The sequence below is a fragment of the Streptomyces sp. NRRL B-1140 genome, from assembly GCF_001280065.1.
Classification (GTDB): domain Bacteria; phylum Actinomycetota; class Actinomycetes; order Streptomycetales; family Streptomycetaceae; genus Streptomyces.
Genome location: NZ_LGEA01000080.1, coordinates 1 through 25,871, shown reverse-complemented (window position 1 = coordinate 25,871; position 25,871 = coordinate 1). Strand labels below are relative to the sequence as shown.

Genomic DNA, 25,871 nt, shown 5'->3' with positions numbered 1-25,871 from the left:
GTCAGTGGCCGGCTCTAGAGTCACCGCCATGGCGACTCTTCCCAATCCTCTGCCGGCGCTGGCGGCAGACCCGAGCGGCGGCTCGCTCGGCCTTCGGCTCCCCGCCGGGACGCTCCTCGGCACCACCGACGAGGGCCCCCGCCACGAGCCGCTGCTGTGGTGCGCGGACGGGCGGGCCCTTCCGGGCGGCTGGGCGGCACTGGAGCCGGCTCGCCGGGCGGGACTGCTTCCCCTCGTGCTGGAGACGGGCGACGGCCATGGCGGCCCGGACCGCTGGGAGCTGATGCCCGGTGGGGTGTCCTACCCGGGGGACCACGACGCGCAGGAGGTGCTCGCCGAGTACTGGGAGGAGCACGCCGCGCAGGGCGAGGCATGGCCCGGACCGGCCGGGCCCCTCGCCCCGGGCCGGGACCCCGACGCCCTGGCCGCCGACGTCGCGGACACCCTGCTCGGCGACGGCGGCCCGTTCAAGGAGCCCCGCCCCGCCCTGGTCCCGGCCCGCCGCAGCGCGGACCTCCCGACGGCGATCGGCTGGACGGGCCCGGTGAACCACGAGGGCGACACGGCCCGGCTCAGCGCGGTGCTCCGCTCCTGGGAGGACCGCTTCGGCATACGCGTCGTAGGCCTCGGCTTCGATCAGCTGCTGGTGTCCGTGGCGAGCCCGCCCACGAGCCAGGCCGCCGCGCTGGCCGTCGCCGCCGAGCACTTCGCGTTCTGCCCCGGCAACATCCACCAAGGCGCGGACCCGACCCTCCGGGCCTATGCCGATCACCAGGTCCTCAACCAGCGGACTTGGCACTTCTGGTGGGACTGAGCCCCTCCCCCAGCCGGCGCAGCCCCTCCCCGATCTCCTCGGGCGTCTGCGTCACGAAGCACAGCCGCAGGGTCGTCCGGTCGGGCGGGCCGGCGTAGAAGGGCGCGCCGGGGACGTAGGCCACGTCGTGCCGGACCACCTGCGGCAGCAGGGCCGTCGTGTCGTACGGCTCCGGCAGGCGCGCCCAGAGGAACATGCCGCCCTCGGGCCGGTTCCAGACCGACCCCTCGGGCAGCGCCCCGGCCAGTCCGCAGAGCATCGCGTCGCGGCGTTCTCGGTACACGCCGGCGACGCGGGCGACATGGGCGTCGAGGTCGTGGTCGGCCACATAGCGGGCCGCGGCGAGCTGGTTGACCGTCGGGGTGTGCAGGTCGGCGGCCTGCTTGGCGACGGCACAGGCCCGCCTCAGCTCCCCGGGCGCCCGCAGCCAGCCCAGCCGCAGCCCGGGCGCCATGACCTTGGAGAAGCTGCCGAGCAGCACGGTCCGGTCCTCGGCGCCCGGCTGGACGGCGATCCACGGCACGCACTCACCCTCGTAGCGCAGCTCGCCGTAGGGGTCGTCCTCGACGATCCACAGGCCGCGCCGCGCGGCGACGGCGGCCACGGCGGCGCGGCGTTCGGCGGGCAGGGTCCGGCCGGTGGGGTTCTGGAAGGTGGGCACCGTGTAGAGCAGCTTGGGCCGCTCCCGCACGACGAGTTCCTCCAGGGCCCCGGGGCCGACGCCGTGTTCGTCGCCGGGTACGGCCACGATCCGTGCCCCGGCGAAGCCGAAGGCCTGCAGTGCCGCCAGATAGCAGGGGTTCTCGACGAGGACGGTGTCGCCCGGTTCGAGGAGGGCGGTGGCAAGGAGCGAAAGGGCCTGCTGCGAGCCGGTGGTGACGAGCAGGTCGTCGGGGCCGGTCGGCAGACCGCGCGCGGTGGTGCGGGCGGCGAGCGCGTCCCGCAGCGCGGGTTCGCCCTCGGTGGTGGAGTACTGCAGCGCCCGCGCGGGCGCCTCGGCGAGCACGGCCTCGTAGGCCGCGGCGATGCCCCGGGCGTCGAACAGCTCCGGTGCCGGGAGCCCGCCCGCGAAGTTGATCACCTCGGGGCGGGCGGTGACGGCGAGGATGTCGCGTACGGGAGAGCCGCCGACGGCCTGCGCCCGCGCGGCCAGGGGCGGCACGGGAGAGTGGGTGGGCAGGGGTTCGGCGACGGTCATGAGTCGGCTCCTCGGGCTGCGGTGACGCCTGGTGTCCCGCAGCCTAGAGAAGTACGTGCCGTCTACAAGCAGGTTTCCGGGATCCGGACGCCCCGCCGGACACCCGGCGCACCAGGGCTCACCCCTTGGTGCCGATCGCCGCGTACACGTTGATGTCCGCGTCCGTGACGTCGTTGATGTCGCGGTACCGCACCTTCTCGATCTCCTCCAGCCCGGCGAGGAAGGACTCCTCCGGCTGCTCGGGGACGGGGGCGGCGTGGTCGGGCCGCCAGCGGTGTGCGGGGACGACCCCCGGGTCGGTGATCTCCAGCCGGCTCTCGGTGAAGAACCGCTCGACGTCGGCCCGCGAGCGCAGCACGAAGGTGAAGCCGCGTTCGGTGTAGGTGCGTTGGACCGCGCGGATGTTCTCGGGGTTGAGGTCGTCGGTGAGGTGGCTCAGTACCAGTCGGCTGCCGACGGGCAGTTCGTCGAGCAGCCCGCTCACCAGCGGATAGGCCTCCTCGTCGGCGACGAAGTGCAGGATCGCGACCAGGCAGAGCGCCACCGGCTGGTCGAAGTCCAGGGTCTTGGCGGCCTGTTCGAGGATGCGGTCCGGGTCCCGGAGGTCGGCGTCGATGTAGTCCGTGCGTCCCTCGGGGCCGCTGGTGAGCAGGGCACGCGCGTGCGCGAGCACCACGGGATCGTTGTCGACGTACACGACCCGCGACTCGGGTGTGACGCGCTGGGCGATCTGGTGGACGTTCTCGGCGGTGGGCAGCCCGGTGCCGATGTCGAGGAACTGCCGGATGCCGTCCTGTTCCACGAGCGTGGTCACCGCGCGCCGGAGGAAGTCGCGGTTGTGCCGGACGTCGAGGTACCCGCGCGGGTTGGCGGCGAGCGCGGCGGCGGCGGCGTCCCGGTCGGCTGGGTAGTGGTCCTTGCCGCCGAGGAAGACGTCGTAGACCCGTGCCGGGTGCGCCTTGCTGCTGTCGATCCTCCTCTGCAGCTCGGCGGGATCCTGACTGAGGGCGTCAGCGGACATGGACGTCTCCCTGAAGAGTGTGTAGTTCAACCAACAACCACTACGACGGTCAACAACCTAACGGTTCAACTGATTTGATGGTGCCCGTGCGGAACGAAAGCCGAGCGACGACGACCCTCTGGCGACCCACCGGCCCCAAGGAGCTGGACCTGGTCCGGGACCTCGACTGGCGCGCCTGGCCACCCCGGCTCCCCGAGCAGCCGATCTTCTACCCGGTCCTCGACGAGGACTACGCCATCAAGATCGCCCGCGACTGGAACGTGAAGCACGACGGCGCCGGTTTCGTCACCCGGTTCGAGGTCGACACCGACTTCCTCGCCCGCTACCCGGTCCGGCAGGCCGGCGGCCGCACCATCCTGGAGCTGTGGGTCCCGGCCGAGGAACTCGACGAGTTCAACGCCCACATCGTCGGAGAGATCGAGCTGGTCCACGAGTTCCACTGAGGCCACCGCCGCACGACTACTCCGTGGTCCCCTCCTCGACCCACTTCTCGCCGCCCAGCGGGAACTCGTAGGCCGGACGCCCGTTGTTGCCGCTCGTACGGAAGGGCCGGCCGTGGTCGTCCACGGTCAGCGTGCCCGTCCGGCCCCCGCTGGACCACCGCAGCTCCAGGTACCAGCTGACGTCGTACGCGGAGGCGTCGGCCCGGATGTAGTACATCTCGGGGTCGGACTCACTCACCTTGAAGGGGAAGTCCGCGTGCCCCGCGTCCGGCACCACCGCGGGACGCATGGCGTCGAGGGCGACCGTGAAGAACCTGGTGGGCACGCCGCCGCCGCACCCGACGCCCGGATATCCCATGGCGTAGTCGTTCCAGGCGAGCGGCGCCCTCTTGCCGGCCATCCGGACCGTCAGCCCCTTGACGACCACGGTCTCCTTGCCCTTCCCCTGCACGGTCAGTTTCAGGAACTGCTCCCCCGAGGGAACGGCCGCCATCGCCGCGACCCAGCCGGGCGCGCCCGGTTCCGCCGGCGGCGGCTTGACCTGCCCCGGCGGCAGATTCACCAGGTAGCGCTGGGAACAGGGGCTTTCCCAGGCGTGCGGTTCCGTGGTCACGGTGAGGGGAACAGCGGCGGGGGCGGCGTCACCACCGCCCGGGTGATCGCCCCCGCCGGTGGCGGATGCCGAAGGGGGAGGCGCGGAGGCACGCGCCTTCTCCTCCTTCTGCTCCTTCTCCCCGACCTTGCGCACGCTCTTGTCGCCGCCCTTGGAGGGCGAAGGGGCCGAGGGCGACACGGAGGCCGCCGTGCCCTCCTTCTCCGGCCCGCCGGCAGCGCCGGAGGCCACCGCCGCTCCGCGCCGCCCCTCCTCGTCGCCGCCCGAGGGGACGGCCACGGCGAGGCCGACCCCACCGAGGACCACGGCGGCGGCGACCCCGGCGAGGACCGCACGACGACGGCTCCGGACCGCGTGCTGCTCCGGCGCGGAGACGCCGGTGTCCGGGGACTCCTCCGGCGGGAGTGCGTCGGCATCGGCGGACCCGTCCGGTGCGGGTACGTCGGCGTCCACGGCGGAGGTCACCTCCGCAGCGCCGCTCCCCGTACCCCCAGGCCTCGTACCGCCGCTCCCCTTGCGCACTCGCCCGGCGTCCGCCAGCACCCACCGCCGGTGCAGCTCGACCAGTTCCGTGGGCGACGCCTTGCACAGCCGGGCGAGCCGCTCCACCGGCGCGTAATCGGTCGGCACCGCGTCCCCGTTGCAGTACCGGTGCAGCGTCGACGTACTCATGTGGAGCCGCTTGGCGAGCACCCCGTAGCTCAGCCCCGAGCGCTCCTTCAACTCCCCCAACAGCGCGGCGAATTCTCCCGCGGTCGTGCCTTCCGACACTGCCCCTCCATGCCCCGTGTCCCGTTCCCCCGTTCCAGGGAATGACTGTTGTCCCTGGTCAGAGCATGTGCGGGCGTTCCAGCATCCCTGATGTCCCGCCTGGTCTGGCGGCCGGGACGGATCACCGCACAAGCTCTGGTCATCCAAGCACGCCGCTCCCGGCCCACCGGCAGCGCGACCCACCCGGGCCTGCTGACCCAGCGCCTTTGTCCGAAAGGAAACGCAAGCATGCGCAAGTACCGCGCCCTTCCCGTCGCCCTCCTGGCCGCCCTCGCCCTGACGGCATGCCAGAACGGCACGGGCACGAAGGACGAGGGAGCCGCCCACCCCGAGCCGGCCTCGGCGACCGTCCCGGCGACGCAGCCGACCGGGAGCGACAGCAACGGGCAGGACGAGCACGGCACCGCGGGCGGCAGCGGTGCGGGGGACACGCAGGCGAGGGGCACACAGGCCGCCCAGGCCGGCCGGAAGAGCGCGAAGGACGCGAAGGGCGCCGCGGCGGCCCGTGTCCTGTGCAACGGCTCCAACACCACCGTCACCGCCCAGCCGGTCCGCCGCCCCGTCAACCACATGCTGCTCACGGTGAAGAACACCGGGTCGAAGACGTGCGACCTCACCTACTACCCGACGCTGCGCTTCGACGAGATGCAGTGGGCGCCGCAGCCGATCGAGGACTCCCAGCCGCAGGCGGTGACGACCCTGGCCCCCGGCGAGTCCGGCTACGCGGGCGTCTCGCTGTCGGCGGCCGACGGCAGCGGCGAGTGGGGCACCACCGGCCGCAAGCTCACGGTCGGCTTCCAGGGCTACACGCCGAACAGCGACGGCGGCCCCTCGGCGGTCCCGGCCCTGCCGGCCAAGGGCGTGTACTACGACAGCACCCTGAAGGTCACCTACTGGCTGCGCGACATGGACGACGCGCTGTCCTACTGACGACCGGGACCTACTGCTCCTTGAGCTTCTGGGCCACCTCGGTGGCCCAGTAGGTGAGGATGCTGCGCGCACCGGCCCGCCGGATGCCGGTCAGGGACTCCATGATCGCCCGGTCCCGGTCGATCCAGCCCTTCTCGGCGGCGGCCTCGATCATCGAGTACTCGCCGGAGATCTGGTACGCGGCGACCGGCACGTCCACGGCGTCCGAGACGCGGGCGAGGATGTCCAGGTAAGGTCCGGCCGGCTTGACCATCACCATGTCGGCGCCCTCCTCCAGATCGAGGGCGAGCTCGCGCAGCGACTCACGCACGTTCGCGGGATCCTGCTGGTACGTCTTCCGATCCCCTCGCAGGGACGAGCCGACGGCCTCCCGGAAGGGCCCGTAGAAGGCGGAGGCGTACTTCACGGTGTAGGCGAGGATCGCGACGTCCTCGCGCCCGATCTGGTCGAGTGCGTCGCGGACGACCCCGACCTGCCCGTCCATCATCCCGCTGGGACCGACGACATGGGCGCCGGCGTCGGCCTGCACCTGGGCCATCTCGGCGTACCGCTCCAGGGTGGCGTCGTTGTCGACCCGCCCCTGCTCGTCGAGGACGCCGCAGTGCCCGTGGTCGGTGGTCTCGTCGAGGCACAGGTCGGACATGACGAGCAGGTCGTCGCCGACCTCGGCCCGCACGTCCCGCAGGGCGACCTGGAGGATCCCGTCCGGGTCGGTCCCGGGCGTCCCGAGCGCGTCCTTCTTCGACTCCTCCGGCACGCCGAACAGCATGATCCCGGAGATCCCCGCCGCGACCGCCTCCGCCGCGGCCTTCTTCAGACTGTCCCGGGTGTGCTGCACGACCCCCGGCATGGCACCGATCGGCACGGGCTCGCTGACGCCCTCCCGCACGAAGGCCGGGAGAATGAGATCGGCGGGGTGCAGTCGGGTCTCGGCGACCATCCGACGCATCACGGGGTTGGTCCGCAACCGCCGCGGCCGAGTACCGGGAAAAGATCCGTACGTCGTCATGCCCTCTACGCTACGCCCGCCCCGAACCCCCCGATGCCGACGTCCTGTCGGCCCCGGGCGAGCACGCGCACAGCCCCGCAATGCGCCCGGCACCCCCCAGGTCCATCCTGAAACAACAAGGACCCCGACGGCCCCCACACCGTCGCCGTCCCTCCGTACGCCCCCACGGAGGACGCGATGACAACCCACCCCCACACCCCCGACCTCTTCGCCCTCTCGGAGATCAACGGCCCGGTCCTGCGCCCCGGCGACCCCGCCTACGCCGACGAGGTCACCGGCTTCAACCTGGCCGCCCTCCACACCCCGGACGTGGTCGTGGGAGCCACCGGCCCCGACGACGTCGTCACCGCCATGCGCTGGGCACACGCCACCCACACCCCCGTAGCCGTCCAGGCCACCGGCCACGGCGCCAACTTCCCGATCGAGCACGGCCTGCTGATCAGCACGGCCCGTATGACGGACGTGGACGTCGACCCCACCACCCGCACCGCCACCGTCGCCGCGGGCGCGAAGTGGAGCCACGTCATGGCGGCGGCCGCCCCGCACGGCCTGGCGGGCCTGTGCGGCACCTCCACGGACGCGGGCGCCGTCGGCTACACCCTGGGCGGCGGGCTCCCGGTCCTCGGCAGGGCCTACGGCTTCGCCGCCGACCTGGTCCGCTCCTTCCAGGTCGTCACCCCGGACGGGCACCTGCGCGAGGTGGACCCCCGGCACGAACCGGAACTGTTCTGGGCGCTGCGCGGCGGCAAGGGCAACGTAGGCGTCGTCACCTCGATGGTCACCGAACTGCTGCCGCTGCCCCGCCTCTACGGCGGCGGCCTGTACTGCCACGCCGAGCACGCCCGGGCCCTGCTGCGCGCCTGGACGGACTGGACCCGCACCGTCCCCGACGCGATGTGCAGCATGTTCTCGGTCCTGCGCCTGCCGCCGATCCCCCAGATCCCCGAGCCCCTGCGCGGCGGCTTCTGGGCCCGGGTCGCGATCGCCTGGCCGGGCGACACGGCCGAGGGGGAGGCCCTGTTCGCGCCCCTGCGGCAAGCCGCACCCGTGGCCGTCGACCTGGTCGAGGAGATGGACCACGCGGCGCTGGACCGCATCCACATGGAACCGCAGGACCCGCTCCCGGCACGGGAGTGCTGCATGCTCCTGCGCGACCTGCCGCCCGAGGCCGTCGACACGTTCCTGGAGCAGGTCGGCCCCGCGGCCGGCGCCGACCACCCGCTGCTGGTCGCCTCACTGCGCCACATGGGCGGCGCGCTGGCCCGCCCGTCGGCCGTCGAGGACGCCGTCTGCGCCCGCGACGCCCGCTACTTCATGGAATCGGTCGGCATCATGCCGGCCCCACCCGTCGCCGAGGCCGTCGAACAGGCGACGCGCCGCCTGTACAACGCCATGGCCCCGTACGGCACGGGCCGCACCATGGTCAACATCCACGGCACCCCCGGCGACGACCAGGACCGCGCCCGCGCCTGGACCCCGGAGGCCTACGCCCGCCTACGCCACGACAAGGCCGTCTACGACCCGGACAACCTGCTGCGCTACGGCCACGCGGTGACACCCGCGTAGCCGTAGCGACAGGCAATACCCGTAGCGCGGCCGGCGCCGCTCAGGTCGTCGACCGCCTCCGCCGTGCCCCCGGCCGCCGCTCGCTCGGCCGCGTCACCGGGTCCCCGGCCTCCACCGCCGCCGTGCGGCGCTTCGCGCCGAAGTCGGCCAGGGCCTCCGCCAGCTTGTGGACGGACGGCTCGGGAGCCATGACGTCCACCCGCAGCCCGTGCTCCTCGGCGGTCTTCGCCGTGGCGGGGCCGATACACGCGATCACCGTGACGTTGTGCGGCTTGCCGGCGATGCCGACCAGGTTCCGCACGGTGGAGGACGACGTGAACAGCACGGCGTCGAAACCGCCGCCCTTGATCGCCTCACGGGTCTCCGCCGGCGGCGGCGAGGCCCGCACGGTCCGGTAGGCCGTCACGTCGTCGACCTCCCAGCCGAGCTCGATCAGCCCGGCCACCAGCGTCTCCGTGGCGATGTCGGCACGCGGCAGGAACACTCTGTCGATCGGGTCGAAGACCGGGTCGTAGGGCGGCCAGTCCTCCAGCAGACCGGCGGCCGACTGCTCGCCGCTGGGCACCAGGTCCGGCTTCACACCGAACGCGATCAGCGCGTTCGCCGTCTGCTCGCCCACGGCCGCGACCTTGATGCCCGCGAAGGCACGCGCGTCGAGCCCGTACTCCTCGAACTTCTCCCGCACGGCCTTGACCGCGTTGACCGAGGTGAAGGCGATCCACTCGTAGCGGCCCGTGACGAGCCCCTTGACCGCGCGCTCCATCTGCTGGGGCGTGCGCGGCGGCTCGACGGCGATCGTCGGCACCTCGTGCGGCACGGCCCCGTACGACCGCAGCTGGTCGGAGAGCGACGCCGCCTGCTCCTTCGTGCGGGGCACGAGCACCTTCCAGCCGAACAGCGGCTTGGACTCGAACCACGCGAGCTGGTCGCGCTGGGCGGCGGCGGAACGCTCACCGACCACGGCTATGACCGGCCGGCCGCCCTCCGGCGAGGGCAGCACCTTCGCCTGCTTCAGCGTCTGCGCGATCGTGCCGAGCGTGGCGGTCCAGGTGCGCTGCCGCGTGGTCGTACCGGCGACGGTGACCGTCATCGGGGTGTCCGGCTTGCGCCCGGCGGAGACGAGCTCGCCGGCGGCCGCCGCCACGGAGTCCAGCGTCGTGGAGACGACGACCGTGCCGTCCGACGCCCCGACCTCCGTCCAGCACCGGTCCGACGCCGTCCGCGCGTCCACGAACCGCACGTCCGCGCCCTGCGCGTCGCGCAGCGGCACACCGGCGTAGGCGGGCACACCGACGGCGCTCGCGATACCGGGGACGACCTCGAAGGGCACCCCGGCGGCGGCGCACGCCAGCATCTCCTCGGCGGCGTACGTGTCGAGGCCCGGGTCCCCGGACACCGCACGCACGACCCGCCTGCCGCCCCGCGCGGCCTCCATGACAAGATGTGCGGCATCCCGCACCGCGGGGACGGCGGCGGTGGTTGACGTGCCGTCAACTACCGTCAGCTGGGGCGTTCCTGTGCCCGGCGCCGGATCCTGGGAGGGATCGGGATCCGTGTGCACCTCGGAGACGCCTTGCCTGGCGTGCTGACGTACGACGTCGAGCACCTCGTGCTCGGCGACGAGGACGTCCGCGCTCGCCAGCGCCTCCACGGCGCGCAGAGTAAGTAGTCCCGGATCTCCGGGTCCGGCACCCAGGAAGGTGACGTGCCCGTGTTCAGGACCGGCGGAAAGGGTGGTGGGGCTCAATGTGCTCGCTCCCCCATCAGACCGGCCGCGCCCTGGGCGAGCATGTCGGCCGCGAGTTCGCGACCGAGCGCCATTGCCCCGTCGTGCGTCTCGGGCACGGGACCGGTGGTGGACAGCTGCACCATGCGCGTGCCGTCGGTGGTCCCGACGACGGCGCGCAGGCGCATTTCCTTGACAATCTGCCTGTCGGCCTGGGGGTTTCCCCGCTCGAGCGGATCCGAGGGTGGGGGAAGGTCGGCCAGCGCGCCCACGGGGGCACTGCAACCTGCTTCCAGGGCGGCGAGCAGTGATCGCTCGGCCGTCACGGCGATCCGCGTGAACGGGTCGTCGAGTTCGGCGAGCGCGGCGACGAGGTCCGCGTTGCCCGCGGTGCACTCGATCGCCAGGGCCCCCTGGCCGGGGGCGGGCAAAACCGTGTCGACCGACAGGAAGTCGGTCGCTTCGTCGCCGCGGCCGATCCGGTTCAGTCCGGCGGCGGCCAGCACGACGGCGTCGAGCTCCCCACTGCGCACGAACCCGATCCGGGTGTCGACGTTGCCGCGGATCGGGACCGTGGATATGTCCAGGCCGTGGCTGCGGGCGTACGCGTTGAGCTGTGCCATGCGGCGCGGCGAACCCGTACCGATGCGAGCCCCGGAGGGCAGGTCGGTGAACTTCAGGTCGTCCCGCGCGACGATCACGTCCCGCGGGTCCTCGCGCACCGGTACGGCGGCCACGACCAGCTCGTCGGGCTGCGTGGTCGGCAGGTCCTTCAGCGAGTGCACCGCGAAGTCGACCTCGCCCTTGAGCAGTGCGTCGCGCAGGGCGGTCACGAACACGCCGGTGCCGCCGATCTGCGCGAGCTGCTCGCGCGAGACGTCGCCGTACGTGGTGATCTCGACGAGCTCGACGGGCCGTCCGGTCACCCGGCTCACGGCTTCCGCCACCTGCCCGGACTGGGCCATGGCGAGCCTGCTGCGCCGGGTGCCGAGCCTCAGCGTCTTGTCCTTCATGCCGGCCCTCGGTCTCTTGGGGTGGTGCTTTCCTCGGCCCGGGAGACGGCGGCCACCGTCTCCGGGTCGAGGTCGAACAGGGTCCGCAGCGCGTCCGCGTACCCGGCGCCGCCGGGTTCGGCCGCGAGTTGCTTGACCCGCACGGTCGGCGCGTGGAGCAGTTTGTCGACCACGCGCCGCACGGTCTGGGTGATCTCCGCTCGGTGCTTGTCGTCGAGACCGGGCAGCCGTCCGTCCAGCCGGGCGATCTCACCGGCCACGACGTCGGCGGCCATGGTGCGCAGGGCGACCACGGTCGGTGTGATGTGCGCGGCCCGCAGTGCTGCTCCGAAGGCCGCGACCTCGTCGGAGACGATACGCCGGACCTGGTCCACATCGGCAGCCATCGGAGCGCCCGCGGAGGCCTCCGCCAGCGACTCGATGTCCACCAGCCGCACCCCGGCCAGCCGGTGCACGGCCGCGTCGATGTCCCGCGGCATCGCGAGGTCCAGCAGGAAGAGGACCGGCTCGGGCCGCTGCGGCTCCTCGACCGGCTCGGGCCGGCGCCGCTCGGGGATCCGCCCGACGGTGGCGACCGTCGCGGCGAGCGCGGCGATGGCGTCGGTGTCCGCGGCCGGGTCGAGCGTGCCGGCCGGGGCCTGCCGGGCCGGGCCGCCGGCCCGCCGGTCGCCGCCCACCGTGCCGTTGTCCACCCACGCCGCGTGCTGTTCCAGGTCGGCGGCGGCCATCCCGGCCACGGCGGCCTCGCCCAGCACGGAGAACCCGGCGGTGCCCTGCACCGCGGACAGCTCCAGCGGGCAGCCGTCCTCGCTGCCGAGGCTCGTGCCGGACGCACCGCCGTGCTGCGCGCCGGCCGCGGAGCCGGACGCGCCGCCCGGCGCCCCCGGCCCGTCCTCGCCGGGCACGGCCCGCGGCGCGGGCGTACGGCCCTGTATCGCCTCGGCGACCGCCTCGGCCGTCAGGACCAGGCCCGTCGCGCCGGTGCAGGAGACGGCGACGTCGGCACGTGTCAGCTCGGCCGGCACCGACTCCATCGGTACCGCGCGGGCCGCCACGTCCGTGTCGTCGCCGTCCATGAGGATCTCGGCGAGGCGCTCGGCCCGGTCGAAGGTGCGGTTGGCGACGACGATCTCGGCGACCCCGGCCCGCGCGAGCGTGGCCGCGGCCAGGGAGGACATCGACCCCGCCCCGATGACCAGGGCCCTCTTGCCCCGGGCCCACTGCTGTACGTCCCCGCCCCGGGCCAGCTGCTCCAGGCCGAAGGTGACCAGGGACTGCCCGGCGCGGTCGATGCCGGTCTCGGAGTGGGCGCGCTTGCCGACCCGCAGGGCCTGCTGGAACAGGTCGTTGAGCAGACGGCCGGCGGAGTGCACCTCCTGCGCCCGGGCCAGGGCGTCCTTGATCTGGCCGAGGATCTGCCCCTCGCCGACGACCATCGAGTCGAGCCCGCAGGCCACCGAGAACAGGTGGTGGACGGCCCGGTCCTCGTAGTGCACGTAGAGATAGGGAGTGAGCTCCTCGAGACCGACCCCGCTGTGCTGGGCGAGCAGCGTGGACAGCTCGGCGACACCGGCGTGGAACTTGTCCACGTCGGCGTAGAGCTCGATGCGGTTGCAGGTGGCGAGCACCGCGGCCTCGGCGGCCGGCTCGGCGGCGACCGTGTCCTGGAGCAGCTTGACCTGCGCGTCCGCGGTCAGCGCGGCCCGCTCCAGCACGCTGACCGGGGCGCTGCGGTGACTGAGTCCGACGACGAGGAGGCTCATGCCGGCATCACGGCGGGCATGTCCCCGTCGGGCCCCTGGTCGGCCGAGTCGCTGCGGGCGGCTGCGGCGGTGGGTACGCCGCCGTCGGAGGAGGCGGCCTCCTCCCCTGCCTTGCGCTGCTCGTGGAAGGCGAGGATCTGCAGCTCGATGGAGAGGTCGACCTTGCGTACGTCGACGCCCTCGGGGACGGACAGCACGGTCGGCGCGAAGTTCAGGATGGAGGTGACACCGGCGGCCACGAGCCGGTCGCAGACGGCCTGTGCGGCACCGGCGGGGGTGGCGATGACACCGATCGACACGCCGTTGTCCTGGATGATCTTCTCCAGGTCGTCGGAGTGCTGCACCGGGATCCCGGCGACGGGCTTGCCGGCCATGGCCGGGTCGGCGTCGATGAGCGCGGCGACGCGGAATCCGCGGGAGGCGAAGCCGCCGTAGTTGGCGAGGGCGGCGCCGAGGTTTCCGATACCGACGATCACAACCGGCCAGTCCTGGGTGAGCCCCAGTTCACGGGAGATCTGGTACACGAGATACTCGACGTCGTAGCCGACACCCCTGGTCCCGTAGGAGCCGAGGTAGGAGAAGTCCTTGCGCAGCTTCGCGGAGTTGACCCCCGCCGCGGCCGCGAGCTCCTCGGAGGAGACCGTGGGGACCGAGCGCTCCGACAGCGCGGTCAGAGCGCGGAGGTACAGCGGAAGCCGGGCGACGGTGGCCTCGGGAATCCCTCGGCTGCGGGTCGCCGGTCGGTGAGTTCGGCCAGTTGCCACGGTGCTCCTGCGGGTAGAGCGGGGCTGTAGGCGGTCATACGTCCCTACATGACCGCCCCGTCGAATGCAGGCTATGTCTTTGTGAACGCGTGCACAAAGATGGTGTCCGATTTGCCCGGCCAACGTGACCGGGGTCACGCGCCCCCGGCGCGCGCGCAGGGAACCCGCGCCTGGGCGCCACCGTCCCTTGTCTTCTGGGGGCAAAACCGCACACTCTCCTCAGTGAATCCCGCCCCCGAGACCAAGCCGCCATCGATCCTAAGCGACCTGGCGGGCTTCTTTGGACTGCTCGGTCAGTCGCTCACCGGGCGGGATCAGTCGGTCAGCGCCTTGCGCAGACGACCCTCGTTCACACGCCAGAACGTGTGCTGCCTGCCGTCCACCAGCACGACCGGGATCTGCTCCCAGTACTGGTCGTGCAGTTCCCGATCCTCGGTGATGTCCTTCTGTTCCCAGGGGACTCCCAGATCACCACACACCTTCTCCACAACGACCTGTGCGTCATCACACAGATGGCAGCCGGGCTTGCGGATCAGGGTGACGAGCCGGTCACCGGAGGGCCTGCGACGGAAGAGGGGACTCATGTCGGCCATTGTCGCGCGCCCGCGGACAAGCGGAACCCCCGCGAAGGCCCCGGCGGACACGCCGGACGCGCCCGACCCGCACGGCGTCTTTTGACGACATGCTTGCCGAGAGTTCACACGCCCCCAACCTTCCGGCTCCGGAACCCCCGAACAAACTGGCTATGCTCACGCCATGGCCGCTCTCGGATGGCTCACTCCCCGTAGGCGCTCCGCCACGGCGCGGAGCGTTTTGGCAGGCGAGGCCTCGGCGGAGGCAGCCCGCAAGTCCACGCAGGAAGCCGTCGGCACGGCCGAGGAACCGCAGTTCCCGGTGCACGGCGACGACCGGGCCGCCGCCTTCTTCGACCTGGACAACACCGTCATGCAGGGCGCGGCCCTCTTCCACTTCGGGCGGGGCCTGTACAAGCGGAAGTTCTTCGAGACGCGCGAGCTGGCGAAGTTCGCCTGGCAGCAGGCGTGGTTCCGCCTCGCCGGGGTCGAGGATCCCGAGCACATGCAGGAGGCCCGCGACTCGGCCCTGTCGATCGTGCAGGGCCACCGCGTCGCCGAACTGCAGTCGATCGGCGAGGAGATCTACGACGAGTACATGGCCGAGCGCATCTGGCCCGGCACCCGCGCCCTCGCCCAGGCCCACCTGGACGCCGGCCAGAAGGTGTGGCTGGTGACGGCCGCCCCCGTCGAGATCGCCACGGTCATCGCCCGCCGCCTCGGCCTGACCGGCGCCCTCGGCACGGTCGCCGAGTCCGTCGACGGCGTCTACACCGGCAAGCTCGTCGGCGAACCGCTGCACGGCCCCGCCAAGGCCGAGGCCGTCCGCGCCCTGGCCGCCGCCGAGGGCCTGGACCTCGGCCGCTGCGCCGCCTACAGCGACTCGCACAACGACATCCCGATGCTCTCCCTGGTCGGCCACCCCTACGCCATCAACCCGGACAGCAAGCTGCGCAAGCACGCCCGGCAGCTGGACTGGCGTCTGCGCGACTACCGCACGGGCCGCAAGGCGGCCAAGGTCGGCATCCCGGCCGCGGCGGGCGTCGGCGCGGTCGCGGGCGGCACGGCGGCCGCCATCGCCCTGCACCGTCGGCGCCGCTGACGACCTGATCAAACCGGGACACGGATGTTTGCGGCCTGACAATCGCCGTAAATCCAACTGGCGTACCCCCACAACCTCCCCTCCAGTCCTCTTGGCTGCACACGGCCACAACACGCCCTGCACTCAGCCACAATCCGAAGCATTTCGGTCGCCAACCGATCACGCTCCGGCACTTGATCAGGCGTCAATCGGTTACGGAAGCGACGTAATCGATGATTTGAGCAACTCGGTGTAGCAGCGCCTGCACGAAGCGTTATTCTCCTCAGACGCAAACCGGTACCCCTCCGTCGCTACGACGGGTGAAAGGTCCCGCACTGCACGTGATGGAAGCTCTGCCTCTGGGAGTCCCGTGTACCCACACGTCGGGGTTGACGCCTCGGGCCTGGCTACGCTGCGCGCAACGGTCAACGACCTGTTGCGCGGCTTCGTCCCCACCGCGTACGCCGTCCCCGCATTCGCCACCGCCGCGCCCGTAGGCCCTTGCTACGCACTGGCCGACGGCAGCGCCGCGGTCGGCAGACGAGGGCGCCCCTCCGGCGCGGCCACCGCACGCCGGCCTGCCGCGGACAGCGACAGCGCCCGGATGATGGACCTCGTGGAGCGCGCCCAGGCCGGCGAGGCCGACGCCTTCGGCCGCCTCTACGACCAATACAGCGACACCGTCTACCGGTACATCTACTACCGGGTCGGAGGAAAGGCGACCGCCGAGGACCTCACCAGCGAGACCTTCCTGCGGGCCCTGCGCCGCATCGGCACCTTCACCTGGCAGGGCCGCGACTTCGGCGCCTGGCTCGTGACCATCGCCCGCAACCTCGTCGCGGACCACTTCAAGTCCAGCCGGTTCCGCCTGGAGGTCACCACCGGCGAGATGCTCGACGCCAACGAGGTCGAGCGCTCCCCCGAGGACTCCGTCCTGGAGTCCCTCTCCAACGCCGCCCTGCTCGACGCCGTACGGCGGCTCAACCCCCAGCAGCAGGAGTGCGTGACGCTCCGCTTCCTCCAAGGCCTCTCCGTGGCCGAGACCGCCCGGGTGATGGGCAAGAACGAGGGCGCCATCAAGACCCTCCAGTACCGGGCCGTCCGCACCCTCGCCCGGCTGCTCCCGGAAGACGCCCGCTGACCGGCGGGCACGCTCGGCGACACCCAACTCACGGACCGTGAAAGTCCGTTGGCTCCGGCATCCGTTCAGCCGGAGTCCGTAACCCAAGTGCCACACCGCTCGTTGTGCGGAATGCAGGCTCCCTGTGGTCACCCCCTGGCTGGCTCCGGTCACTCGATCGTGTGGTCGTGGTCGGGGTGTGCAACCCTCAGGACCCCCTGGGGAGTCGACCGTCATGACGAGAGGAGGTGCCGCCAGTGATCGCGAACGTATCGGCGCACCGGCGGGCGAACGCCTTCGCCCAGGCCCTGGAGGAGCAGTCCGAGCAGGGCCCGGCGGCCGAGCAGCCCGAAGGATCGGCACCGGCCCCGGCCGGCGCGGAATCGAGCGAACAGGCCCGCCATCTGGCGCTCGCCTCGGGGCTCGGCGCGTTGCCCAAGCCGGAGCTCGACCCGGAGGTCAAGGTCGTCCAGCGGGCCCAGCTGGTGGCCGCGTTCGAGGCCATGCTCCAGGAGGGCACCGCGGGCGGCGGGGCGACGGACAGCGCGGTCCCCGAACAGCGGTCCCGGGCCCGCGGGGCGCACCGCGCGGGTTCACTGAAGAAGTTGCGGCCGCGTTCCCGGCTCGCCAAGGGCCTCACCGCGGGCGGACTCAGCGTCGGGGTCGCCGCGAGCGCCTTCGGCGGGGTCTCCGCCGCCAGCTCGGACGCCCTTCCCGGCGACTCGCTCTACGGCCTCAAGCGCGGCATCGAGGACGTCAAGCTCGGGCTCGCCGACGGGGCGGACGAGCGCGGCCGGGTCTATCTCGACCACGCCTCCACCCGGCTCAGCGAAGCGCGCCGCCTGATGGAGCGGGGCCGCAGCGGCCCCCTGGACCACGAGTCCGTCGGCGAGATCCGCCGTGCCCTGTCCGGCATGCGGCACGACGCGTCGGAGGGCCACCGGCTGCTGAGCGAGGCGTACCAGCGCGACCCGGACTCACTCGGCCCCATCCAGGCCCTGTCCGCGTTCTCCCGCTCCCACCGCCAGGCCTGGGGCGAACTGCGCGAGCGACTGCCCGTCCAGCTCGGCGACGTCAGCCGGGAGGTGTCGTCCGTCTTCGACGCCATAGACGAGGACGTCGCCCCGCTGCGCTCCCTGCTGCCCGAGCCCCCGGCCACCGGCGGCGGCGACGGCAAGCGGCAGGGCGTCTCCGAGTCCGCTCCCGGCGGCTCCTCGGGCACGGGCCGCTCGACCCGCCCCAGCGACAGCGGCGGCGGGCACAGCGACGAGCACAGTACCGGCGGCGGCCACCGCAGCGGCAGCCCCAGCCGCTCGGCCGGCTCCGGTGACGACAGCGACGGCCTGCTCGGCGGCAACACCGGCGGCCTGCTCGACCCGCCGAAGAACAGCGAGACCAGCACCTCCCCGTCCGCGGGGGGCAACACACCCGTCCCCGAGCCGGATGTGACCCTCCCACCCCTGCTGCCCGGCCTGCTGCCCGGCCTGGGCATCGACGGCGAGGACGCGGACTAGGCAGCGCCATGACAGCGGGGGCGCCCCTTCGGCAGGGGCGCCCCCGTCGTCGTACGCGAAGCGTCAGAAGAACACCGACCGCCGCTGCACGAGCAATTTGTAGAGCGTGTGCTGGATCTGCTCCCTGACCTGGTCGGTCAGGTTGAACATCAGCATCGGGTCCTCCGCCGCCTCCGGCGGATAGCCGTCCGTGGGGATCGGCTCGCCGAACTGGATCGTCCACTTGGTCGGCAGCGGAATCGCTCCGAGCGGACCCAGCCACGGGAACGTCGGCGTGATCGGGAAGTACGGGAAACCCAGCAGCCGCGCGACCGTCTTGGCGTTGCCGATCATCGGGTAGATCTCCTCGGCCCCGACGATCGAGCAGGGCACGATCGGCGTCCCCGCCCGCAGTGCCGTCGAGACGAAACCGCCGCGGCCGAAGCGCTGCAGCTTGTAGCGGTCCGCGAAGGGCTTGCCGAGACCCTTGAAGCCCTCCGGCATCACCCCGACCAGCTCGCCCTGCTCCAGCAGCCGGGAGGCGTCCTCGGCGCACGCCAGGGTGTGACCCAGCTTGCGGGCCAGCTCGTTGACCACCGGCAGCATGAACACCAGGTCGGCGGCCAGAAGTCGCAGATGCCGGCCCGCCGGGTGGTTGTCGTGCACGGCGACCTGCATCATCAGGCCGTCCATCGGCAGGGTGCCGGAGTGGTTGGCGACGATCAGGGCACCGCCCTCGGACGGGATGTTCTCGACGCCCTTCACCTCGACCCGGAAGTACGTGTCGTACAGCGGGCGCAGCAGCGACATCAGGACCTGGTCGGTGAGTTCCTCGTCGTAGCCGAAGTCGTCGACCTCGTAGTCCCCGGTGAGGCGGCGGCGCAGGAACGCCAGGCCGCCCGCGATCCGCCGTTCCAGCCCGCCCCCGCCGTCCCGGGAGGGCTCCGGCGGCTGTTCATCGGAAGTCACAGGAACATCATCCTGCGGAACGGCACCGGTGGGCAGGGGCCGCACCTCACGCACCGGCACGGACTCCGCGCCCGGGCGGCGGTTCCCGGCGCTCCGGCGCCGCTGGGGACGCTGCGCGGCGCTCCCCCGGGACCGGTCGTCGTCGAACGGAATGACCTTGGCGTCCGCCATCGTTGATGCGCTCCTCAGTTGGCGCTCTGCGTCGGGGAGTGTCCGCCGCCCGCGAGGGGCAGGCCGGCGATCCGGTCGACGGCCCCCGCGAGGGCCTCCGGCGGAAGGAGTCCGGGGCCCTGGCTGCGGGCGAAGTCCGCGAACGTCTCCGCGGTCGTGTACTTGGGCTGGAATCCCAGCGTCTCGCGCATCTGGCCCGTGGCCACCACCCGGCCGTGCGTGAGCAGCCGGATCTGCTCGGGCGAGAAATCCGTCATCCCCAGCGTACGCACCAGCGAGCCCGCCCAGGTGACGGCCGGCAGCAGCAGGGGCACGGTGGGGCGGCCCAGGCGCCGGGAGCACTGCGAGAGCAGCAGCACACCGTCGCCGGCGATGTTGAAGGTGCCGCTGTTGAGCGTGCCGCGCCGGGGCTCGTGGGAGCCGAGCCGCAGCACCTCGATCACGTCGTCCTCGTGCACGAACTGCAGCCTGGGGTCGTAGCCGAAGACGGTCGGCAGGACCGGCAGCGCGAAGTACGACGCGAGCGGGGTGTCCGCGGTCGGGCCGAGGATGTTGGCGAACCGCAGCACGCACACGGCCACGTCGGGCCGGCGGCGCGCGAAGCCGCGGACGTAGCCCTCGACCTCGACGGTGTCCTTGGCGAAGCCCCCGCTGGGCAGGGACTTGGGCGGGGTCGTCTCGGTGAACACGGCCGGGTCGCGGGGCGCGGAGCCGTAGACGTTCGTGCTGGACTTCACGACCAGCCGCTGCACGGCCGGGGACTTCTGGCAGGCACCGAGCAGCTGCATGGTGCCGATGACGTTGGTCTCCTTCAGGGAGGTCCGGTTGCCGCTGCCCAGCGGCGTGCCGGTCACGTCGAGGTGGACGATCGTGTCGGCGCCCGTCTCGGCGAGCACCCGCGCGATGCCGGGCTGCCGGATGTCGGCCTGGACGAAGTCCGCACCGCCCAGATGGTGCTCGGGCGGCACCGCGTCCACGGCGACGACCCGGTCGACGTCGGGGTCCCGCTGGATCCGCCGGACGAACCGGCCCCCCAGCTGGCGGGCCACTCCGGTCACGAGCACGACCTTGCCCAAGATCAGCGCCTTCCTTCCGAACTCCTCGTCCCCGCCGCGTTCCCCCGTGGGGCCAACTTAGCGGGTTGGTGTTGCGCTGTGATGACCGCCCGATGCGCGAAGTGACCGAAGCCAGCCGGACGCAGGAGCCGCGGCCGGAGCCGGTGGCCGGACGCGGATATGCGTGTGGCCCCCCACCGGTGGTGGGGGGCCACAGCAACGCTCTCGCGGCGTGCGCGTCGCGAACTTACTTCTTGTTGCGACGCTGGACGCGCGTGCGCTTGAGCAGCTTGCGGTGCTTCTTCTTAGCCATCCGCTTGCGCCGCTTCTTGATAACAGAGCCCACGACTACCCTCGCTCACTTCTCATCACTCGGTGTTTGGGCGCCATGGGCCCATACGACCTACGAGGGGCCAGCCTACCCGTCCGAGCGCTGAGGTCGTAATCGAGGAGGCCGGAGGGATCCCCGAGTGCCCTGTGGGGGGATCGCCCCGGCCCTGCCGTCAGGCGGTTTCCACCCCCACGTAACTCTCGCGGAGGTACTCGTGAACCGCTTGCTCCGGGACGCGGAAGGACCGCCCCACACGGATCGCGGGCAGATGACCGCTGTGCACCAGGCGGTACACGGTCATCTTCGACACTCGCATCACCGAGGCGACTTCCGCCACGGTAAGGAACTGAACCTCGTTCAGAGGCCTCTCGCCAGCTGCAGCCATGACACACCTGAACCTTCCGCACTCGACGGCCACCGGCTTCCCCTTCCGGTGACTCTTCGTCGCTGCGTGCTCACTCCCCAATGTAGGGGCCAGTGATGCGAGTGGGGAAGAGGTGCACCCATCGGCGGCCTACTGTGACAGACACGCCCGATTGAGTACGTAGCGGGTAAGCGGCAGGTAGTAATCGGACCGCACGCCGTCATCAAGTGGAACGACGACGGACACGGACCCCTCGACCTCCCCCACGAACAGCGCCGGGTCGTCCGTATCGGCCGGCCCGATGGCCTCGAACCCCAGCTGACCTGCCCCGCAGACCCACCCGTGGTCCCCGATCACCAGCTCGGGCAACGGCCCGCCGGCCTCCGCGCAAGCGGCGAGCACGGTACGAACCGGGAGAGGTGAGTGCGTATGTGCGCCGGGCTCACAACCGGGGCGTTCGGGGTCCGGGGTCCGCACGAGCGCGACTCCTCGTACGTAGTCGAGGTTGTGCGTACGTAGACCGAACCGGGTCGTTATGTCGACACGGCGACCCTGCGCAGGGGTGAGGACGGCACATCCCGCCGCCGACAGAGCGTCTGCCAGAGCGCCGTAGAAACCGAGCAGCCGGTGCGGGTGCCCGGTGCCGAGAAGCACGGGGGCACCCCGCCGGGCGGCCTCGGCGAGACGTTCCGCGAAGGCGTCCAGCGCCGCCACGGTCCGCTCCGGATCGATCACGTCCTGACCGGAAACCTGCCGCGAATCGGCCGAAACACCACACCGGTCCGCCATCAGCTCGAGCAACTCACGCTGTCTCCACACCCCTTCGGGATCGATCCCGAGCAGCACCCGCGGGTCCCGGGCCGCGAAGAGCCGGTAACTGCGCAGGCTCTCCTCCCGCGAGGTCGCCACGGTACCGGCGAGCCGCGCGCCCACCAGGTGCGCACGCAGGGCTTCGGTGGTCAGCACATGAAGATCGTGCGTGACCGTCACTCCACCTGTCCCGAGAACACGCGAACACCGCACGGTCGGCCCATGACCGGCTCCGCCGGACCGGGTCGCAGGAGCCACAGGCCTTACGTCAGCAGCCCCCGCAGCGGGAACACCGCCCGCCGGGCCGCCAGCACCGCCTGGTCCAGCCGGTCCGCCGGATCGTAGCCCTCCTCCCAGCCGGACCAGGACAGCGGCCACCGCCCGTCCGTCATCCGCGCCGGGGCCAACTGCCGCGTCCTCGCGAACACTTCCTGCCGCCAGCCCTCGGGGATCATCGCCTCGGGCTCCACGGGCCGGCCGGCTGCGATCGCGACCAGATGCGTCCACGAACGCGGCACGACGTCCACCACCGCGTAACCACCTCCGCCCAGGGCCACCCACCGCCCGTCGGCGTACTCGTGGGCCAGGTCGTGACAGGCCGCCTGCACCGCCCGCTGCGCGTCCAGCGACACCGCCAGGTGCGCCAGCGGATCCTCGAAGTGCGTGTCCGCCCCGTGCTGCGTCACCAGCACCTGGGGCCGGAAGTCGGCGATCAGCTCCGGCACGATCGCGTGGAACGCCCGCAGCCACCCGGCATCCCCCGTCCCGGCCGGCAGCGCCACGTTCACCGCCGAGCCCTCCGCCGAGTCCGCCCCGGTCTCCTCCGGCCACCCGGTCTGCGGGAACAGCGTCCGCGGATGCTCGTGCAGCGAGATCGTCAGAACCCGCGGGTCCTCCCAGAACGCCGCCTGCACCCCGTCCCCGTGATGCACGTCGACATCGATGTACGCCACCCGTTCCGCCCCGAGCTCCAGCAGCCGCGCGATCGCCAGCGAGGCGTCGTTGTAGATGCAGAACCCTGACGCACCGCCCGGCATCGCGTGGTGCAGCCCGCCCGCGAAGTTCACCGCGTGCAGCGCCTCACCCCGCCACACCGCCTCCGCCGCCCCCACCGACTGCCCGGCGATCAGCGCCGACACCTCGTGCATCCCCGCGAACGCCGGATCGTCCATCGTCCCCAGCCCGTACGACTGGTCCGCCGCCCCCGGATCCGCGGACGCGGCCTTCACCGCCCCGATGTAGTCCTGCCGGTGGACGAGCTTCAGCGTCGACTCCCCGGCCGCCCTCGCGGCGACCACGTCCACCTCGCGGTCCAGCCCGAAGGCGTCGACCAGTTTCCGGGTCAGGGCGAGCCGGACGGGGTCCATCGGATGCCCCGGACCGAAGTCATACCCCGTTACTGCCTCGTCCCACATCAGCTGTGCGCGGCCGCTCATGCCCGCCACCGTATCGGTCCGGTTGAGCTCCGAACGACCGGGCGTACACCAGCGTCACCAGCACCAACACCATCGGCACCAGCATGGCCCCGCGGTAGCTCCACAGATCGCCGAGCGCCCCGACCAGCGGCGAACCGACCAGGAAGCCCACGTAGTTGAAGACGTTCAGCCGCGCCACGGCCGCATCCGAAGCCCCCGGGAAGAGCCTCCCGGCCGCCGCGAACGTCTGCGGCACCAGCACGCACAACCCCAGCCCCAGCAGCGTGAACCCCAGCATCCCGACCCACGCCCCGGGCGCGGCGGCCACCACGGCGAACCCGCCCGCCGCCACCAGCGCACCGGCCCGCACCACCGCGACCGCCCCGAACCGCCGCACCCCGAAGTCGCCGATCGTCCGCCCCAGCAGCGTGGTGACCATGTACACGTTGAACGGCACCGTTGCCATCTGCTCCGAGCTTCCCAGCACGTCCTGCAGATACTTGGCACTCCAGTTGGAGACCGTCGAGTCCCCGATGTACGCGACGGTCATCACCAGACACAGCGGCAGCAGCCACGTGAAGACGACCGCGCCTCCCTCCCCGGTCTGCCCTTCCGCGCCGGGCGCCGCACCCCGGTCGTCGACATACCAACGGCTCCCCACCAGCACCGCCGGCAGCAGCATCAGCACGACCGGCAGATACGACACCCACAACGCCAGATGCCAGTGCGCTCCCGCCCAGGCCAGCGAGGCCCCGACGATCCCGCCCAGGCTGTAGGCCGCGTGGAAACTGAGCATGATGCTGCGCCCGTACGCCCGCTGCAGACTCACGCCGAGCATGTTCATCGAGGCGTCCAGCACCCCTACGGCAAGCCCGAACGCCGCGAGCGCGACGCCGAGTTCCACCATCCGCTCCCCGGCCCCGACGCCGAGCAGCGCCAGCAGCACCACGGGCTGGGACCACCGCAGCAGCCGGCTCGGCGGCATCCGCTTCACCAGCCGCTCCGTGGTCACGCTCCCGACCCCGGCGAGGACCGGAACGGCGGCCAGAAACGCGGGCAGCAGCGCGTCGGAGACCCCGTAGCGGTTCTGGATGGCCGGGATCCTCGTCACGAGCAGAGCGAAGGCGACACCCTGCACCAGGAAGCCGAACGCCAGCGAGGCCCTGCCGCGCCGCAGCACATCTGTCATGGCGGCGAGCGTAGGGCCCTGGCTTACCCGTGGGTAGATCCAGCCAAAGGTGAATTTCCCTCAGCTCTGCTTGGCGGTCACCAGATCCGCGGTGGCGAGACCGCTCTCGAGAGAGGCATCCGAGCGGCCGGCGCCCGTCCGCGCCTCGGCGTGCTTGTCGTTGTCCGTCCCCGCCTTGGCCTCCGCGACGACCATCGCGGCCATCGGACCGACGCCCAGCGCCCCGCCGACCACGAAGCCCAGTCCCATGGCGACGACCATGATCACATTCCCGAACCACACCATGGTGTCCACCGGCAGGGTGTACGCCGCCACCACGCGCACCACACACTCGGCGAGCAGTACGACCCCCCACACCAGCGAGAACGTCCGCTCGGCCCGCCGAAACCGCGCCGACCCGGCATGCAGCCGCGCCCAGGCGGTCTCCCGGCCCGCGTCCCCCTTCACCACCCAGGGCTTCATCCCTGCGGTCATCAAGGGCTTGCCGAGCGCCACGGAGACAATGACGCCGATCCCGATCGTGCTGCTGACCGCGCTGTCCTTGACGATCATCAGCCGTGGGTCACCGGCCACGAAACCGAGCAGCAGGGAGACGACGTTCACGAGGAGGATGAGCGCGGCCAGCCCGTTGACCTCACGGGACCTCACCACACCCCACCCGGTCCGCACGGCGGGCACGACGCTGCTCAGGCCGAGCGCCACGAGGGTGCTCATCCCGAGGCCGTTCTTCAGGAGGTAGTACGCCCCGAGGGGCACCGCCACGTCGAGGAGCAACGGCGCGAAGTTCCGCAGCACACTCCGGCTGTTGGTGTCGCTTCCCTTGGCGTTCCCCGTGTTCGTCGTCATGCACCCAGCTTCGCGGCCGGCACGGGATCGCCGGTAGAAACGATCATCCGGTCCCCGGCATGACAAATGTCAGAGCAGCAGGTCGGCCAACTCCGCCATGTCGGAGAAGAGTTGAGTGGCACCCGCGAGCCGGTCGGCCGGCGTCATCGCGGTGAACCCGTACACGTCCATCCCGGCAGCGACGGCCGCCCGTACTCCCAGCGGACTGTCCTCGACGACGACGCACCGCTCGGGCGCGGCCCCCATCCGCTCGGCCGCGTACAGAAACAGGTCGGGAGCCGGCTTGCCGCGCCCGACGTCCTGCGAGCTGAAGATGCGCTCCTCGTCGAACCACCGGTCGAGCCCGGTCGTCCGGTGCCCCACTCGGATCCGCTCATGGCTCCCGGAGGATGCCACGCAGTACGGCACAGCGTCCGCGGTGAGCCTCTGCAGCACCTGTTCGGCGCCGGCCACGGGCTTCAACTCCTCCTCGAAGGCCGCGAAGACCCGCTCGTGGAACACGTCGTCGAAGTTCTCCGGCAACAGCTGCCCGGTACGTTCTTGGATCAGATCGTGTACGCGGTGCATGGCAGCGCCCATGTAGTCACGCAGGGAGTCCTCGTAGGACGTGGGGTGTCCGAGCTCGGTCAGATAGGCGGCCAGGAGCCGGTTGGAGATCGGCTCACTGTCGACGAGGACACCGTCGTTATCGAAGATCACGAGGTCATGGCGCATAACCCGAGCCTAAACGCAGAAAACCCCCGCATCCGAAGATGCGGGGGTTTTCCCAAAAATTGTTCGGCGGCGTCCTACTCTCCCACAGGGTCCCCCCTGCAGTACCATCG

Annotated in this window: 25 protein-coding genes; 7 read left to right on the top strand and 18 right to left on the bottom strand. The window is 71.7% G+C overall.

All coding sequences use genetic code 11. The features are described 5' to 3' along the window. Nucleotides 1-28: 28 nt before the first annotated feature. Nucleotides 29-814, top strand: a complete 786-nt coding sequence (locus ADK65_RS09500; protein WP_053669516.1) for a DUF4253 domain-containing protein — start codon at nt 29-31, stop codon at nt 812-814. Here ADK65_RS09500 and ADK65_RS09495 read toward each other — a convergent pair. Together ADK65_RS09495 and ADK65_RS09490 are read right to left on the bottom strand one after the other, a co-directional pair. Then, nucleotides 780-2,012 (bottom strand): PLP-dependent aminotransferase family protein, encoded by a 1,233-nt coding sequence (locus tag ADK65_RS09495; protein ID WP_053669515.1) that lies wholly within the window; start codon nt 2,010-2,012, stop codon nt 780-782. The genes ADK65_RS09500 and ADK65_RS09495 overlap by 35 nt on opposite strands. 118 nt (nt 2,013-2,130) lie before the next feature. Next, complete coding sequence (locus ADK65_RS09490; RefSeq protein ID WP_053669514.1) at nt 2,131-3,033, bottom strand: SAM-dependent methyltransferase; 903 nt, start codon at nt 3,031-3,033, stop codon at nt 2,131-2,133. A gap of 86 nt (nt 3,034-3,119) precedes the next feature. On the opposite strand from ADK65_RS09490, the gene ADK65_RS09485 reads away from it, so the two are divergent. Beyond that, entirely contained in the window at nt 3,120-3,476 is a 357-nt protein-coding gene (locus ADK65_RS09485) for a hypothetical protein (RefSeq protein WP_234352838.1), read from the top strand. 16 nt (nt 3,477-3,492) lie between these two features. Here the strand turns inward: ADK65_RS09485 and ADK65_RS09480 are convergent, their stop codons facing one another. After that, entirely contained in the window at nt 3,493-4,860 is a 1,368-nt protein-coding gene (locus ADK65_RS09480) for a helix-turn-helix domain-containing protein (protein WP_053669512.1), read from the bottom strand. Between the two features lie 228 nt (nt 4,861-5,088). Here ADK65_RS09480 and ADK65_RS09475 point away from each other — a divergent pair, with 228 nt between their 5' ends. After that, on the top strand, nt 5,089-5,790 hold the full coding sequence (locus ADK65_RS09475) for a DUF4232 domain-containing protein (RefSeq protein ID WP_053669511.1): 702 nt from the start codon (nt 5,089-5,091) through the stop codon (nt 5,788-5,790). Nucleotides 5,791-5,800: 10 nt separating this feature from the next. Here ADK65_RS09475 and hemB read toward each other — a convergent pair whose 3' ends face one another. Continuing rightward, entirely contained in the window at nt 5,801-6,799 is a 999-nt protein-coding gene (gene hemB, locus ADK65_RS09470; protein ID WP_053669510.1) for a porphobilinogen synthase, read from the bottom strand. A 177-nt stretch (nt 6,800-6,976) separates the two neighbouring features. Between hemB and ADK65_RS09465 the strand changes: the two genes are divergently transcribed. Then, nucleotides 6,977-8,365: an FAD-binding oxidoreductase gene (locus tag ADK65_RS09465; RefSeq protein ID WP_053669509.1), complete on the top strand. Its 1,389-nt coding sequence runs from the start codon at nt 6,977-6,979 to the stop codon at nt 8,363-8,365. A 40-nt stretch (nt 8,366-8,405) separates the two neighbouring features. Here ADK65_RS09465 and ADK65_RS09460 read toward each other — a convergent pair whose 3' ends face one another. From ADK65_RS09460 to ADK65_RS09440, 5 genes are all read right to left on the bottom strand, one after another. Next, nucleotides 8,406-10,112: a uroporphyrinogen-III synthase gene (locus ADK65_RS09460; protein WP_053669508.1), complete on the bottom strand. Its 1,707-nt coding sequence runs from the start codon at nt 10,110-10,112 to the stop codon at nt 8,406-8,408. Then, on the bottom strand, nt 10,109-11,104 hold the full coding sequence (gene hemC / locus ADK65_RS09455; protein WP_053669507.1) for a hydroxymethylbilane synthase: 996 nt from the start codon (nt 11,102-11,104) through the stop codon (nt 10,109-10,111). The genes ADK65_RS09460 and hemC overlap by 4 nt, the downstream gene beginning before the upstream one ends. After that, nucleotides 11,101-12,867, bottom strand: a complete 1,767-nt coding sequence (locus ADK65_RS09450) for a glutamyl-tRNA reductase (protein WP_053669506.1) — start codon at nt 12,865-12,867, stop codon at nt 11,101-11,103. The genes hemC and ADK65_RS09450 overlap by 4 nt, the downstream gene beginning before the upstream one ends. Then, nucleotides 12,864-13,631 carry a redox-sensing transcriptional repressor Rex gene (locus ADK65_RS09445; RefSeq protein ID WP_053669505.1) on the bottom strand — a complete coding sequence of 256 codons (768 nt, stop codon included), beginning with the start codon at nt 13,629-13,631 and terminating at the stop codon, nt 12,864-12,866. Before ADK65_RS09445 ends, ADK65_RS09450 begins: the two co-directional genes overlap by 4 nt. A 314-nt stretch (nt 13,632-13,945) precedes the next feature. Then, nucleotides 13,946-14,224 carry a glutaredoxin family protein gene (locus ADK65_RS09440; RefSeq protein ID WP_107092251.1) on the bottom strand — a complete coding sequence of 93 codons (279 nt, stop codon included), beginning with the start codon at nt 14,222-14,224 and terminating at the stop codon, nt 13,946-13,948. Between the two features lie 163 nt (nt 14,225-14,387). On the opposite strand from ADK65_RS09440, the gene ADK65_RS09435 reads away from it, so the two are divergent. The 3 genes from ADK65_RS09435 (at nt 14,388) to ADK65_RS09425 (ending at nt 17,918) form a co-directional block, all read left to right on the top strand. Next, complete coding sequence (locus tag ADK65_RS09435; protein ID WP_053669504.1) at nt 14,388-15,305, top strand: HAD family hydrolase; 918 nt, start codon at nt 14,388-14,390, stop codon at nt 15,303-15,305. A 349-nt stretch (nt 15,306-15,654) separates the two neighbouring features. Then, nucleotides 15,655-16,425 carry an ECF subfamily RNA polymerase sigma factor, BldN family gene (locus ADK65_RS09430; RefSeq protein ID WP_053669503.1) on the top strand — a complete coding sequence of 257 codons (771 nt, stop codon included), beginning with the start codon at nt 15,655-15,657 and terminating at the stop codon, nt 16,423-16,425. Between the two features lie 236 nt (nt 16,426-16,661). Then, the gene (locus tag ADK65_RS09425; RefSeq protein ID WP_053669502.1) at nt 16,662-17,918 is read left to right on the top strand and encodes a DUF5667 domain-containing protein; all 1,257 of its coding nucleotides are present in this window, start codon (nt 16,662-16,664) and stop codon (nt 17,916-17,918) included. Between the two features lie 63 nt (nt 17,919-17,981). Here the strand turns inward: ADK65_RS09425 and ADK65_RS09420 are convergent, their stop codons facing one another. The 9 genes from ADK65_RS09420 to ADK65_RS09385 form a co-directional block, all read right to left on the bottom strand. Beyond that, on the bottom strand, nt 17,982-19,037 hold the full coding sequence (locus ADK65_RS09420; protein ID WP_053669501.1) for a 1-acyl-sn-glycerol-3-phosphate acyltransferase: 1,056 nt from the start codon (nt 19,035-19,037) through the stop codon (nt 17,982-17,984). 14 nt (nt 19,038-19,051) lie between these two features. Next, nucleotides 19,052-20,113, bottom strand: a complete 1,062-nt coding sequence (locus ADK65_RS09415; protein ID WP_053669500.1) for an NAD-dependent epimerase/dehydratase family protein — start codon at nt 20,111-20,113, stop codon at nt 19,052-19,054. Between the two features lie 226 nt (nt 20,114-20,339). After that, a complete protein-coding gene (locus tag ADK65_RS36945) occupies nt 20,340-20,438 on the bottom strand; it encodes a 30S ribosomal protein bS22 (protein ID WP_003948845.1) in 99 nt (32 codons plus the stop codon). A gap of 157 nt (nt 20,439-20,595) precedes the next feature. Next, a complete protein-coding gene (locus ADK65_RS09410) occupies nt 20,596-20,808 on the bottom strand; it encodes a helix-turn-helix domain-containing protein (protein ID WP_004984898.1) in 213 nt (70 codons plus the stop codon). Nucleotides 20,809-20,937: 129 nt separating this feature from the next. Further along, nucleotides 20,938-21,753 carry a phosphatase gene (locus ADK65_RS09405; protein ID WP_053669623.1) on the bottom strand — a complete coding sequence of 272 codons (816 nt, stop codon included), beginning with the start codon at nt 21,751-21,753 and terminating at the stop codon, nt 20,938-20,940. 107 nt (nt 21,754-21,860) lie between these two features. Further along, nucleotides 21,861-23,033: an acetoin utilization protein AcuC gene (locus ADK65_RS09400; protein ID WP_053669499.1), complete on the bottom strand. Its 1,173-nt coding sequence runs from the start codon at nt 23,031-23,033 to the stop codon at nt 21,861-21,863. Beyond that, the gene (locus ADK65_RS09395; protein ID WP_053669498.1) at nt 22,984-24,201 is read right to left on the bottom strand and encodes an MFS transporter; all 1,218 of its coding nucleotides are present in this window, start codon (nt 24,199-24,201) and stop codon (nt 22,984-22,986) included. Before ADK65_RS09395 ends, ADK65_RS09400 begins: the two co-directional genes overlap by 50 nt. Nucleotides 24,202-24,261: 60 nt before the next feature. Then, nucleotides 24,262-25,047 carry a VC0807 family protein gene (locus ADK65_RS09390; RefSeq protein WP_078955879.1) on the bottom strand — a complete coding sequence of 262 codons (786 nt, stop codon included), beginning with the start codon at nt 25,045-25,047 and terminating at the stop codon, nt 24,262-24,264. 69 nt (nt 25,048-25,116) lie between these two features. Continuing rightward, on the bottom strand, nt 25,117-25,761 hold the full coding sequence (locus ADK65_RS09385) for an HAD family hydrolase (protein ID WP_053669497.1): 645 nt from the start codon (nt 25,759-25,761) through the stop codon (nt 25,117-25,119). Nucleotides 25,762-25,871: the final 110 nt, after the last annotated feature.

Excerpts from the sequence above, each read along its gene's own strand:
- ADK65_RS09420 (WP_053669501.1), bottom strand. The coding sequence starts at position 19,037 with ATGGCGGACGCCAAGGTCATTCCGTTCGACGACGACCGGTCCCGGGGG.
- ADK65_RS09435 (WP_053669504.1), top strand. The coding sequence starts at position 14,388 with ATGGCCGCTCTCGGATGGCTCACTCCCCGTAGGCGCTCCGCCACGGCG.
- ADK65_RS09495 (WP_053669515.1), bottom strand. The coding sequence starts at position 2,012 with ATGACCGTCGCCGAACCCCTGCCCACCCACTCTCCCGTGCCGCCCCTG.
- ADK65_RS09500 (WP_053669516.1), top strand. The coding sequence starts at position 29 with ATGGCGACTCTTCCCAATCCTCTGCCGGCGCTGGCGGCAGACCCGAGC.
- ADK65_RS09410 (WP_004984898.1), bottom strand. The coding sequence starts at position 20,808 with ATGGCTGCAGCTGGCGAGAGGCCTCTGAACGAGGTTCAGTTCCTTACC.
- hemB (WP_053669510.1), bottom strand. The coding sequence starts at position 6,799 with ATGACGACGTACGGATCTTTTCCCGGTACTCGGCCGCGGCGGTTGCGG.
- ADK65_RS09385 (WP_053669497.1), bottom strand. The coding sequence starts at position 25,761 with ATGCGCCATGACCTCGTGATCTTCGATAACGACGGTGTCCTCGTCGAC.
- ADK65_RS09450 (WP_053669506.1), bottom strand. The coding sequence starts at position 12,867 with ATGAGCCTCCTCGTCGTCGGACTCAGTCACCGCAGCGCCCCGGTCAGC.
- hemC (WP_053669507.1), bottom strand. The coding sequence starts at position 11,104 with ATGAAGGACAAGACGCTGAGGCTCGGCACCCGGCGCAGCAGGCTCGCC.
- ADK65_RS09475 (WP_053669511.1), top strand. The coding sequence starts at position 5,089 with ATGCGCAAGTACCGCGCCCTTCCCGTCGCCCTCCTGGCCGCCCTCGCC.
- ADK65_RS09490 (WP_053669514.1), bottom strand. The coding sequence starts at position 3,033 with ATGTCCGCTGACGCCCTCAGTCAGGATCCCGCCGAGCTGCAGAGGAGG.
- ADK65_RS09440 (WP_107092251.1), bottom strand. The coding sequence starts at position 14,224 with ATGGCCGACATGAGTCCCCTCTTCCGTCGCAGGCCCTCCGGTGACCGG.
- ADK65_RS09400 (WP_053669499.1), bottom strand. The coding sequence starts at position 23,033 with ATGAGCGGCCGCGCACAGCTGATGTGGGACGAGGCAGTAACGGGGTAT.
- ADK65_RS09465 (WP_053669509.1), top strand. The coding sequence starts at position 6,977 with ATGACAACCCACCCCCACACCCCCGACCTCTTCGCCCTCTCGGAGATC.
- ADK65_RS09395 (WP_053669498.1), bottom strand. The coding sequence starts at position 24,201 with ATGACAGATGTGCTGCGGCGCGGCAGGGCCTCGCTGGCGTTCGGCTTC.
- ADK65_RS09390 (WP_078955879.1), bottom strand. The coding sequence starts at position 25,047 with ATGACGACGAACACGGGGAACGCCAAGGGAAGCGACACCAACAGCCGG.